Source organism: Rhodococcus sp. S3 (assembly GCF_058211795.1).
Window position 1 is genome coordinate 562,441 of record NZ_CM177074.1, and the last position, 11,184, is coordinate 573,624.

General features: G+C 68.7%; 13 protein-coding genes. 6 read left to right on the plus strand and 7 right to left on the minus strand.

Translation table 11 applies throughout. The features are described 5' to 3' along the window. Positions 1 to 30 precede the first annotated feature (30 nt). Positions 31 to 1,080, minus strand: coding sequence for a PRC-barrel domain-containing protein (locus tag AC0LPE_RS02625; protein ID WP_490605552.1), 1,050 nt, complete (start codon positions 1,078 to 1,080; stop codon positions 31 to 33). Positions 1,081 to 1,261: 181 nt separating this feature from the next. On the opposite strand from AC0LPE_RS02625, the gene AC0LPE_RS02630 reads away from it, so the two are divergent. Beyond that, complete coding sequence (locus tag AC0LPE_RS02630; RefSeq protein ID WP_088897600.1) at positions 1,262 to 2,503, plus strand: aspartate aminotransferase family protein; 1,242 nt, start codon at positions 1,262 to 1,264, stop codon at positions 2,501 to 2,503. Between the two features lie 22 nt (positions 2,504 to 2,525). Then, entirely contained in the window at positions 2,526 to 3,020 is a 495-nt protein-coding gene (locus AC0LPE_RS02635) for a DUF3830 family protein (protein WP_088897599.1), read from the plus strand. Between the two features lie 69 nt (positions 3,021 to 3,089). Here AC0LPE_RS02635 and AC0LPE_RS02640 read toward each other — a convergent pair whose 3' ends face one another. Both AC0LPE_RS02640 and AC0LPE_RS02645 read right to left on the minus strand, forming a co-directional pair. Further along, positions 3,090 to 4,460 (minus strand): amidase, encoded by a 1,371-nt coding sequence (locus AC0LPE_RS02640; RefSeq protein WP_490605553.1) that lies wholly within the window; start codon positions 4,458 to 4,460, stop codon positions 3,090 to 3,092. A gap of 32 nt (positions 4,461 to 4,492) precedes the next feature. Then, positions 4,493 to 5,407 (minus strand): D-2-hydroxyacid dehydrogenase, encoded by a 915-nt coding sequence (locus AC0LPE_RS02645; protein WP_490606302.1) that lies wholly within the window; start codon positions 5,405 to 5,407, stop codon positions 4,493 to 4,495. 140 nt (positions 5,408 to 5,547) lie between these two features. Here AC0LPE_RS02645 and AC0LPE_RS02650 point away from each other — a divergent pair, with 140 nt between their 5' ends. From AC0LPE_RS02650 to AC0LPE_RS02660, 3 genes are read left to right on the plus strand one after another with little or no spacing between them, the layout of a single operon-like run. Beyond that, the gene (locus AC0LPE_RS02650; protein ID WP_397518205.1) at positions 5,548 to 6,288 is read left to right on the plus strand and encodes a maleate cis-trans isomerase family protein; all 741 of its coding nucleotides are present in this window, start codon (positions 5,548 to 5,550) and stop codon (positions 6,286 to 6,288) included. Continuing rightward, positions 6,289 to 7,029, plus strand: a complete 741-nt coding sequence (locus AC0LPE_RS02655) for a maleate cis-trans isomerase family protein (RefSeq protein ID WP_397518204.1) — start codon at positions 6,289 to 6,291, stop codon at positions 7,027 to 7,029. It begins immediately after the preceding gene. Beyond that, on the plus strand, positions 7,016 to 7,711 hold the full coding sequence (locus AC0LPE_RS02660) for a GntR family transcriptional regulator (protein ID WP_016694730.1): 696 nt from the start codon (positions 7,016 to 7,018) through the stop codon (positions 7,709 to 7,711). Before AC0LPE_RS02655 ends, AC0LPE_RS02660 begins: the two co-directional genes overlap by 14 nt. A gap of 8 nt (positions 7,712 to 7,719) precedes the next feature. Here AC0LPE_RS02660 and AC0LPE_RS02665 read toward each other — a convergent pair whose 3' ends face one another. Continuing rightward, complete coding sequence (locus AC0LPE_RS02665) at positions 7,720 to 8,310, minus strand: TetR family transcriptional regulator (RefSeq protein WP_160877774.1); 591 nt, start codon at positions 8,308 to 8,310, stop codon at positions 7,720 to 7,722. 84 nt (positions 8,311 to 8,394) lie between these two features. On the opposite strand from AC0LPE_RS02665, the gene AC0LPE_RS02670 reads away from it, so the two are divergent. Then, positions 8,395 to 9,015: a hypothetical protein gene (locus AC0LPE_RS02670; protein ID WP_490605554.1), complete on the plus strand. Its 621-nt coding sequence runs from the start codon at positions 8,395 to 8,397 to the stop codon at positions 9,013 to 9,015. A gap of 13 nt (positions 9,016 to 9,028) precedes the next feature. Here AC0LPE_RS02670 and AC0LPE_RS02675 read toward each other — a convergent pair whose 3' ends face one another. The 3 genes from AC0LPE_RS02675 to AC0LPE_RS02685 all read right to left on the minus strand — a co-directional run bounded on the left by AC0LPE_RS02675 (position 9,029) and on the right by AC0LPE_RS02685 (position 11,165). Continuing rightward, a complete protein-coding gene (locus AC0LPE_RS02675) occupies positions 9,029 to 9,766 on the minus strand; it encodes an acetoacetate decarboxylase family protein (protein WP_160877770.1) in 738 nt (245 codons plus the stop codon). A gap of 70 nt (positions 9,767 to 9,836) precedes the next feature. Continuing rightward, on the minus strand, positions 9,837 to 10,712 hold the full coding sequence (locus AC0LPE_RS02680) for an aldo/keto reductase (RefSeq protein WP_490605555.1): 876 nt from the start codon (positions 10,710 to 10,712) through the stop codon (positions 9,837 to 9,839). Between the two features lie 81 nt (positions 10,713 to 10,793). Further along, a complete protein-coding gene (locus AC0LPE_RS02685) occupies positions 10,794 to 11,165 on the minus strand; it encodes a P-loop NTPase family protein (RefSeq protein WP_490605556.1) in 372 nt (123 codons plus the stop codon). Positions 11,166 to 11,184 lie beyond the last annotated feature (19 nt).

An 11,184-nucleotide genomic window follows, 5' to 3' on the forward strand; every position in this document is an offset into this window, starting at 1 on the left:
GGATGTGGTCGTCCCGGCTTCGTGTGGGGATCAGGAACGGTCGGTGTCGGTTGCGTCGTCCGGCGACTCCTCGTAGTACTCCGTGGTCACGACGCGGCGCACCAGGCGCGGCTTGCGCTGCCGGTCGGCGTCCGCGCCGCCTGCCGTGTCAGCCTTCGCGTCGGCCGTGCTCGTGTCGGTGTCGGCCGACTGCGGCGGCGTGAAGTGCGCCGGTCCCGTCGGTCCCGGGCCGACGATCTCCTGATCGCTGCCGGTACCGGTGCCGGAAGCCGCGTGGCGGGCGGTGTCCGCCGCCGAGTGCGCGGTGCCGGAGGGTGTGGACGGCGTCGACGCGGTATGTCCGGGCATCGAGTGCTCGAGCGATTCGTCCCGCTGGCCCTCGCTCGGCCGGTAGTTCCCGGCGATCTCCTCACGCGCGACGTCGGGCGGCGTCGGTGAATGCCCGGCGCCCGCTGTCGGCGAGTGCGCGGTCCCCGCGGTAGGCGACTGCGCGGTCCCCGCGGTGGGCGAGTGCGCGGTCCCCGCGGTCGGCGAGTGCGCGGTCCCCGCGGTGGGCGACTGTCCGGTTCCCACCGGCGCGGTGGTGCCGTACGACTCGCCGGTGTGCGGTGCTCCGGTACCGGCCGGACCACCGCCGGCTGCGCCGCCGACGAGACCCCCACCGGCCGCGCTCCGCTCGTCGAGGCCGCTCCGGTCGTCGGTCGGTCCACCCCGATCGTCCGTGAATCCGCCCCGGTCGCCGGTGGTTCCACCTTCGGCAGAGGTGTCCCCGAACCGGCGGTAGTAGCGGTACAGCTCGTCCTCCTCGAGCGGGGTCAGCTCACCGTTCTCGTCGATGTTCGGCGCACCGGTGATGGTGTCCTTGTCGAAGGGCAGGCGCACTCCGGAGCTGTCGAGTTCGGCTTCGTCGATGGGGGCGAAGTGCCGGCGCGTTCCGAACAGACCCGTGACGACGGTGATCCAGGCAGGTCGGCCCGTGTCGTTGTCCAGGTACACCTCTCCGACTCGTCCGAGCTTGTCGCCGTCCGGTCCGTACGCGGTGGCGCGAGCGAGGGTGTCGATGTCGTCGTTGCTGATCATGATGTCCTCATCCGTGGGCGATGCGGCTTCCTGCTGTGCGGATGCCCTCCAGTGCGAGTGACGAAACGCTGCCGTTACACCGCTCGCCGTTGCGTCGACCATCCCCACGTGTTATCCATATTGTCAACAATCCGACAACCGGCACGAGGGTTCGCGCCCTCGGCTGTTCGGAGGGATCGTCATGACCCGTCTTTCACCCCGCCTGCTGCAGGCAACGCCCGTCACCGTCGACCACGCCGAGGGCTGTTACGTCCACGGCACCGACGGACGTCGGTATCTCGACTTCACCGCCGGCATCGGCGTCACGAGTACCGGTCACTGTCACCCGCACGTCGTCGAGGCCGCCCGCCGGCAGATCGGCTCGCTCATCCACGGGCAGTACACGACCGTGATGCACCGGCCCCTGCTCGAACTCACCGAACGCCTGGGCGCGGTGCTCCCCGAAGGACTCGACTCGCTGTTCTTCGCCAATTCGGGCAGTGAAGCCGTCGAGGCGGCGCTGCGTCTGGCCCGCCAGGCGACGGGACGACCCGGAATCGTCGTCTTCCACGGCGGATTCCACGGCCGGACCGTTGCGGCCGCCACGATGACGACCTCGGGAACCCGCTTCTCCGCAGGGTTCTCGCCGCTCATGAGCGGTGTGCACGTCGCTCCGTTCCCCACCGCCTACCGCTACGGCTGGTCGGAAGAGGAGGCGACCGATTTCGCCCTGCAGGAACTGGATTACCTGTTCGCGACCCTCGTGGCACCGGACGAGATCGCGGCCTTCGTCGTCGAACCGGTCCTGGGCGAGGGCGGTTACATCCCCGGCAACACCCGGTTCTTCCGGGGGCTGCGGCAGCGGGCCGACGAACACGGCATCCTGCTCGTCTTCGACGAGATCCAGACCGGATTCGGGCGGACCGGAAAGTTCTTCGGCCATCAGCATTTCGACGTGCGACCCGACATCATCACCATCGCCAAGGGTCTCGCGAGCGGTTTCCCGCTGTCGGGTATCGCCGCCTCCGAGGAACTCATGGAGCGCGCCCGTCCGGGATCACAGGGCGGCACGTACGGGGCGAATGCGGTTTCGTGCGCGGCGGCCGTCGCCACTCTCGACGTGATCGAGAAGGAGGGGCTCGTCGACAACGCCGCCGCGCGCGGGCGTGAACTGCTCTCCGGCGCACGGGAGCACACGACCGACTTCATCGGTGACGTGCGCGGTCTCGGTCTCATGGTGGGCCTCGAGTTCACCACCGACGGAGCGCCCGACCGGGAACGGGCGACCGCAGCGCAACAACTCGCCGCGCAGAAGGGGTTGCTGCTGTTGACCTGCGGCGCACACATGAACGTGGTGCGCATGATCCCACCGCTGATCGTCACCACCCAGCAGATCGAGGATGCGCTCGGGATCTGGTCCGAGGTCCTCGCCGAGGTCCGATAATCCGTCGAACGAGGGAGTCCGCGTGCCCCGATACATCACGATCACTCTCGACAAGCGCGACATCACGTGCAGAGCACGGCTTCTCGACGACGAGGCGCCGCTGACCTGCGCGGCGGTGTGGGACGCCCTGCCGCAGAGCGGCTCGGCGTTCCACGCCAAGTACGCCCGCAACGAGCTCTACACCCTCGTCCCGAGGATCACGGCGGCACCGCACCGGGAGAACCCGACGGTGACGCCGATCCCCGGGGATGTGTGCCTGTTCGACTTCGAACCGTGGGAGATCGGCAATCCCGCATACGGTTACGAACCCGGATCGCAGGCCCATGCGCAGCAGGGAGCGACCGACCTCGCGTTGTTCTACGGCCGGAACAATCTGTTGCTCAACGGCGATGTGGGATGGGTACCGGGCAACGTCTTCGCGACCATCGAGGAGGGCCTGCCCGAACTTGCCGTCGCGTGCAACGACCTGTGGATCCAGGGGGTCGTGGGGGAGACGTTGAGCTTCGCACGCGCATAGACGGTCGTTGCAGGGGAAACGGCACCGCACACAATGTGCGGTGCCGTTTCCCGTGGTGCTCTTCCCGTCTCAGCTCAACGCGTACTCGGCGAACCGCGCGACGGCGAGCAGCAGGTCGTCCGAATGCCGCGGCCCGACGATCTGCAGACCCACGGGCAGACCGGCCGAGGTGGTGCCCACGGGGATGCTGATGGCCGGCTGTTGCGTGAGATTGAAGGGATAGGTGAACGGGGTCCACTGCGGCCACGAGGTCAACGTCGAACCCGGAGGCACGTCGTGGCCGGCCTCGAAGGCGGGGACCGGCATCGTCGGGGTGATCAGCACGTTGTACTTCTGGTGGAAGATCCCCATCGTGATGCCGACCGCCGCGGCGACCGCGCGGGCCTCGAGATAATCGACGGCACCGAGTTGTTCGCCGTGGGACCACACGCGTCCGAGGCCGGGGTCCACCTTGTCCCGCGTGCCCTCGGGGAAGGTCTTCAGCATCGTGGCCGCGCCTGCCGCCCAGAGGTTCTCGAAGGCCTCGAGCGGGTCGGTGAAACCGGGGTCGGCGGCGGTCACGCGCAGTCCGGCCTCGTCGAGGACGCGGACCGCCCGGTCGACGATCTCACCGACCTCGGGGTCCACGTCGACGTAGCCGAGGGTCTTGGAGTAGGCGACGTCCATTCCCACCACTTCGCGGTTGAGGCCTCCGCGGAAGGTCGTCAGCGGCGGCGCGAGGGCCGTCGGGTCCCGGGGGTCGGGCAGCGCGAGGATGTCGGTGAGCAGCGCCGCGTCCTCGACCGTCCGGGTGATCGGCCCGGCGTGCGCGAGCGGCCCGAACGGGCTGGCGGGGAAGATCGGGATCCGGCCGTGGGTGGGCTTGAAACCCACGACGCCGCAGAACGAAGCGGGGATGCGGATGCTGCCCCCACCGTCGGTGCCGACGGAGCACGGACCGAAGCCGGCCGCGACCGCCGCCGCGCTGCCTCCGGACGAGCCACCGGCGGTCTTCGTCGTGTCGGCGGGATTCGTGGTCACCCCGTAGAGTGCCGAATCGGTCACCGCCTTCCACGCGATCTCCGGGGTCGTGGTCTTGCCCACCAACACCATTCCGTCCTCGCGCAGCCGGGCCGCGACCGGGCTGTCGACGTTCCAGTCCTGGTTCTCGTCGATGGCCTGCGAACCCCGCAGGGTCGGCCATCCGTCGGTGAGGAAGACGTCCTTGATCGAGATGGGGACCCCGTCGAGCAGGCCCTTCGAATAGCCGGTCCGCCACCGCTCCTCGGACCTGCGCGCCTGGTCGAGGGCCTTCTCCTCGTCGACGAGGCAGAACGAGTTGATCTCGCGATCGTGCGCCGCGATCCGATCGAGCACGGCCCGCGTCACCTCGACGGGAGACAACTCGCCCGAGGAGAACGCCGACACGAGTTCGACGGCGGTCATGTCTGTGGGCTCCATCGTGCCTCCTTCTCGTCGGACGATGCCGACTCTCACGCGCCGGGCACGTAACCCAGCTTCTTGTCCACCACGTTCCGAAGAGGTCCGCCACTGCGGTGACGGTGGAAGTTGTCGACGAAGACGTCCACCAGCGCGTCGCGCCAGCCCACGAAATCCCCCGAATTGTGCGGGGTGATCGAGACGTTCGGCATGTCCCAGAGCGGATGGCCCTCGGGGAGCGGCTCGACGTCGAGCACGTCGAGCGCGGCGCCGGCGATCGTGCCCGACCGCAGCGCCTCGACCAGATCGTCGGTGCGCACGAGCTCGCCACGCCCGACGTTGACGAAGCGCGCCTGCGGCTTCATCGCGGCGAACATCCGGGCGTCGAACAGGTGCCGGGTCTGATCCGTGAGAGGTGCGGCCACGACGACGAAATCGACGTCGGCCAGGGCGGCCGGAAGGTCGGCGGTCGCGGTGACGGTGCCGAAATCGGGGTCGTCGTCGCGAGAGCGTCGGCCCGAGCCCCGGACCGTCATTCCCACGGCGGAGAGCAGGCGGGCGATCGCGCGACCGATCGGGCCGGTGCCGACGACGAGCACGGAGCGCCCGGCGATGCGTTCGGATTCCCGGTGCTTCCAGATGTGCTCGTGCTGGAGCCGCAGCGATTCGGGGATGTCCTTGGCGAAGGAGAGTATCTGGGCGAGCACGTATTCGGCGATCGCCCCGTCGAAGACTCCGCGGGAGTTGGTGACGACCACGTCGCTGTCGCGCAGCTCGGGGAACATGAGGGCGTCGACCCCGGCCGCGGCGACATGGATCCACTTCAGGGACGCTGCGGCGTGCCAGGCTGCGGGCAGCGCGTCGGTGAGGAAGTCGTACGCGAAGAGGATGTCGGCGCCGTCGAGCGCGTCGGCCAGACCGGCGGCGTCGGTGTAGCGGACCGTGGCGTGCTCGGCCACCGGGGCCATCCACGCACGATCCGGCACGGCTTCGGCATGAAGCACTGCAACGACCGGCTGGGCATCCACGTTGACACCGTATGAGCGCCTCGTATTATTGTCAACAATCCTCAAGGCTGAGGGAACTCTTGACGAAGCCGAGGGACCGTATGGAACTGAACATTCCCGAATTCGAAGGTCCTCTGGCTCAGCGGGGCATCGGTGTGATCGCACCCTTCGATCTCGCCCTGGAACGAGAACTGTGGCGATGGGCGCCGCTCGAGGTGACACTGCACCTCGCTCGAACCCCCTACGAGCCGGTGCCGGTCAGCCGTGCCATGGCCGAGCTGGTGTCCGACCGACGGCACCTCATGGTCGCGACCCGCGACGTGCTGTCGGTGGAACCGGAAGTCGTTGCCTATCTGTGTACCTCGGGCAGTTTCGTCAACGGGGTTGCCTACGAGAAGGCCCTGTGCGACGCGATCTGCGAAGCGGGCGCATCGTGCGCGGTCACGACCTCCGGAGCGCTGCTCGAAGCCCTCCACACACTCGACCTCACCCGCATCTCGGTGATCACCCCCTACGACCGGGAACTCACCGACCTGCTGCACGACTTCCTGAAGGAGGCCGGAACCGAGGTCGTCCGGTCGTCACATCTCGGGCTCGGCGGCGGCATCTGGAAGGTCAACTACCGCACCATCGCCGAACACATCATCGGGGCCGACACCCCGGACTCACAGGCGATCTTCGTCAGTTGCACCAACCTGCCGACCTACGACCTGATCGCGCCGCTCGAACGGGAACTCGGCAAGCCGATCCTCACGGCCAACCAGCTCACCATCTGGGCGTGCCTGGGACGGATGAAGCTGCCCATGACCGGGCCGGGGAAGTGGTTGAGAGGAGTGTTCTGAATGCATCGTGACCGTCCGACCGTCGGGATCGTCTACCCGGATCATGCCGCCGAGGACGACTACCCGTTCGCCGCCGAACTCCTGGGGGTGAACCTGCCCGTCGCCCACATCTACGGAACCGATCTGCACGCCGTTCCCGAACTCCTCGACCTCGGGAGCCCGGCCAAGCTCGCCGGGGGAGCGGCGCAGTTCGCGGACGAGTCCCTCGACGCCCTCGTGTGGGCGTGCACGTCGGGCAGCTTCGTGTACGGACCCGAGGGGGTACGCACCCAGGTCGAGCAACTCTCCCGGGATGCGGGAGGCGTGCCCACGACGAGCACGAGCATCGCGTTCGTCGCCGCACTGCGAGCGCTCGATATCACCCGGGTGGCCGTGGCGGCGAGTTATCCGCGGGATGTCGCCGAACTGTTCGTCGCCTTCCTCGCGGACGCCGGGGTCGACGTCGTCTCGCTCGCCGACGCCGGCATCGACACCGCCGCCGAGGTCGGCACCCTGACCGACGAGGCCGTCCTCGAATTCGCGAGGACCAACGATCATCCCGACGCGCAGGCGGTCCTGGTGCCCGACACCGCGATGCACACGCTGCGGATCATGCGGGAGCTCGAGAAGGAGACCGGCAAGCCCGTGCTGACCGCCAACCAGGTCACCGTGTGGCACGGCCTGGAACTCGCCGGATATACAGTGGAATGCCCGGAGCTGGGCTCACTGTTCGAGGAGGAGACCGATCATGGTGCTCGGTGATCTGGAAGATCTACGTCCTGTCACCCGGCCGTCCACGGCCGAGCTCATCGCCGAACAGATCCGGTCGGCCATCGTCCGGGGTGCACTCGGTCCCGGGGAACAGCTGGGCGAAGCCGAACTCGCCGCGCACTTCCAGGTCTCCCGGGGACCGCTGCGAGAAGCCATGCAGCGGTTGCTGTCCGAAGGTCTGCTCTACAGCATCCGCAACCGGGGCATCTTCGTCACCGAGCTCACCTTCGACGACGTCGTCGACATCTACCGCAGCCGCTGGGTCATCGAGGGCGGCGCCCTCGATCTGGTGCTGGACGGCCGTCGCGAACAGACGTGGAAGGCCCTCGAACCCGCGATCGAGGAGATGCGCACCGCCGCCGAACGCGAGGACGCCACCGGTGTCTCGGACGGCGACCGGCGTTTCCACGAGATCCTCGTGGCCAGTGCCGAGAGCCCGCGGCTCGTGCGAGCGGCCCGCACGCTGCTCGTCGAGACGCGGATGTGCCTCGGCGCGCTGCAGACCACCTATCCCGATCTGCACGTGCAGGTGGACGAGCACGTCGTGCTGCGGGAGGCGATCCGCACCGCCGACCGCGACGACGTGCGGCGCCTGCTCGACGAGCACCTGCACGACACGGTCACCCGGCTCCGCGAGCGTCAGAACGTCGACGGCGTGATCGCGTCCGGCTGATCCCCCGCTCAGGCGGGCGGGGTGAACGACGACAGAGCCGTCGCAGCGATGTGATCGGCGGCGTCCTCCTCCGCCAGCCGTCCTGCCGCGACTTCGGTTGCGGCACAGTGGACCAGGCTGTGAAGGACCGACGCCAGCCAGGACGACGACAGGTCGGTGCGGAAGACCCCCTCGGCACGGCCGCGCTCGATGAGATCGGTCGCGCGGGCGAGGAGGCCGTCGTGCGCGGCGCGGACGTCCTCGGCGGGAAGCGCTTGGTCGGCGGCGGCGAGCAGCGCCCCGGCGTCGGCGGTCAGCGACCACGAACCCGCGATCAGGCGATGCAGGGCGTCGCGGGGATCACCCGTGAGGTCGATCCGGTCCACGGACTCCTCCGCCTCGGCGAGCGCGCGCTGCACCACCGCGGTGACGAGTTCTGCGCGAGTGGGGAAGTGGCCGTAGAGGGTGACACGCCCGACGCCGGCGGCCTTGGCGATCTCCCCGATGCTCGCGTCGGGATCACGACTCAGCGCGATGCGCGCGGCCTCGAGGATCGCCTCGATGTTCCGCTCGGCGTCCGCACGTTTCCTGGTGCGGGGGGAAGCATCGTGGGTGGTCACGGATCCTCCTCTTGTTGAACACTGATGTTCAGGTTACGCTGACCATCAACTCGAACATCACTGTTCAACTCAGGGCGGATCCTCATGACGAGCTCCGACATCACCGTTCCCGTCGATCGACCTGCGACCGGCATCGACCCGAAGGCGCTGCTACGAGGGGTGCTGCGCCGGTGGCCGAGCCTCGTCGCAGTCGCCCTCGCCGCGTTCGTCCTCGCGGACGGGGGCACCGACTTCCCGGCGATCCTCACCGGCGCGGCACTCGTCTATCTCGGTGCCGCCGTACTGGGCCGTCGCAGCGCGGCCTGGCCCCTGTTCCTCGGCGCCGTCGCGCTGATCGGCGTCGGCAAGGTCGCCGTCGTCGCGTTCGGAGTGCCGGTCGAGATCGCCGTCGTGATGGTCGCGCTCGGTGCCGCCGGCGCCGTCTACGGACTCGTGCGCACCCCGGCCGGCCGGGCGATGCTCGTCGGGCCGTCGGCCGTGGCCATGCTGGGTTTCGGTGCCGTCGCGGTGGCCGCGGTGACGGTCACCCCCGTCCCGGCGGGAGTGATCGTCGGGTTCGGACTGCTCGGTCACGCCGCGTGGGACTACATCCACTTCCGCCGGAACACCGTGGTCGCCCGCTCGCTGGCGGAGTTCTGCGGTGTGCTCGACACCCTGCTGGGTGTCGCGGTGATCGTCCTCGCCGTCTCGGGCGCGCTCTCCTGAGTCCTGAGGATCGTCAGACGACGGTCGCGTCGCCGAAGGTCATCCGCAGATCGGGGATCGACGACGAGGCCAGTGCGCGTCGCGGCAGACCGAGCGATCGCAGCTCGTCGGCGATCGGATGCGTCCCCAACCGAAGGGTCGCGCCGCCGAGCCGGGTGCGTACCCCGCTCGGATTCATCTCCCAGGTCGTGCACCGGGTGACGTCGTCGATGTGCGAGTAGGCAGCGAGCGAGGCGGCGAGACCCTTGCCCGGCACCGGGAGTCCGGGCGCCACGGTCAGTTCGGCGATCAGCGCTCCGTCGGCGGAGACCGAACCGCGCTTGGTGCTGCTGTCGTGGTCGGCGTCGAAGTCGGCGAGGGTCTTCGGGAAACCCCAGATGCCGCGCCCCGCCGCGAGAGTGAAGTCTCCGTCGACGGGCAGGTGGTGGATGAGTGCACCGGCCTGCCCGCCGACCAAACTCCGCCAGTCGCCGACGATGCCGTCGCCGCGGTTGTGATGGTTGCGGACGAGGAAGCACACCCCGAACTCGTTGTACGGGCCGAGGTCCCCGTCGACGTAGTCCACGAAGACGAGCGTGCAGATCCCGTGGCCCGGCCGGTACTGCAGGATCTCGAGCCCGGTGTGGGCGACGAGTTCCTGCGCGGGGCGCACGGGAACCGAGAACATACCCATGAACGCCGTGGCCGTTCGGACCTGCACGGGCATCGTGACCGGCTTGCCCAGCACCAGATGCGTCGTCGTCTCGCTCATCGCTGCCTTCCGGAAGTCGGACGTGCGTACCCCGACAATGAGAACACGTTCCAGTTCCGGAGGGAAGGGATCAGGCGGGGGCGCCGATATTCATCTCGTCGGGATGCGCGCCCACCCGCGTGCCGTCGTCGAGCGTGTCGAGTTCGCTGAGGTCGAGCTCGTCGAGTTCGAAGTCGAAGACGTCGATGTTCTGGGAGATGCGCTGCTCGTGCACCGACTTCGGGATGACGATCAGCCCGTTCTGCAGATGCCAGCGGATGAGCACCTGCGCGGCCGACTTGCTGTGGCGGTCGGCGATGCGCGTGACGATCGGGTCGACGAGCAGGGTGTTCGGCTTCGAGTTCGGACCCCAGCCCGAGTTGCTCGTGCCCCCGAGCGGGCTCCACGACTCCACGGCGATGCCGTGTTCGGACCCGAACCGGCGGATCTCCTGCTGCGGCAGGTGCGGATGCAACTCCACCTGATCCACCGCCGGCGGCAGCCCGCCGCGATCGACCAGCAACTGCAGGTGGTGCGGTTCGAAGTTGCACACCCCGACCGCCTTCGCACGCCCGGACTCGGCAATCTTCTCGAGGGCGTCCCAGGTGCGCAGGATCCGCTCGCGGTCCTGCAGCGGCCAGTGGATCAGGTACAGGTCGACGTACTCGGTGCCCAGCTTCTTCAGGCTCGTGTCGAAGGCCTTCAGCGCCGGCTCGTAACCCTGATCGGCGTTCCACAGCTTCGTGGTGACGAAGATGTCCTCGCGCGGCACCGACGACGCGGCGAGCGCGCGGCCGACGCCTTCCTCGTTGCCGTAGGCCGCGGCCGTATCGATGTGCCGGTAACCGGCCTCGTCGATCGCGTATCGGACCGCGCGTTCGGTCTCGTCGTTGGTGGCCTGCCAGACTCCCAGGCCCAGCTGCGGGATCGTCGTTCCGGAGTTCAGCGTGATCGTGGGAGGTGTCATCTTTCCGACGTTAGCGAGCCGCCGCGGCGGGCGCGAGGAATCCCGGACGATCAGGTGTCCTCCGACCCGTCGGTGTCGAACTCACCCGTCGGTGTCGAACTCACCCGTCGGGGGACGGGAGGCGAGGAGCGCCGCCCACGCATCGACCTCCCGGCGGCTCGTCAGCCGCACGACCGGCAGATCGGCGCGCTCGACGAGCAGCGGCCGCACCGCGGTGTACTGCCACTCCGTCACCCAGCGTGGTTGCGCGGTGAACTCCTCGACGTCCTCGCGGAAGGACGGACGCGGCGTCCAGTTCGGTCCGTGGTGGAGCCCGTCGATCTCGACGTGCGGAAGGTCGAGGATCTCCCCGATCCTCGCGGCGAGGGTCGTCCTGCCGGAACCGGACGTCCCCGCCACGAGGACGCGGCGGGGACGAACGGGAAGCGGAACCGAGGAATCGAGGAGGCACATCACCGATCTTTCGCAGGGA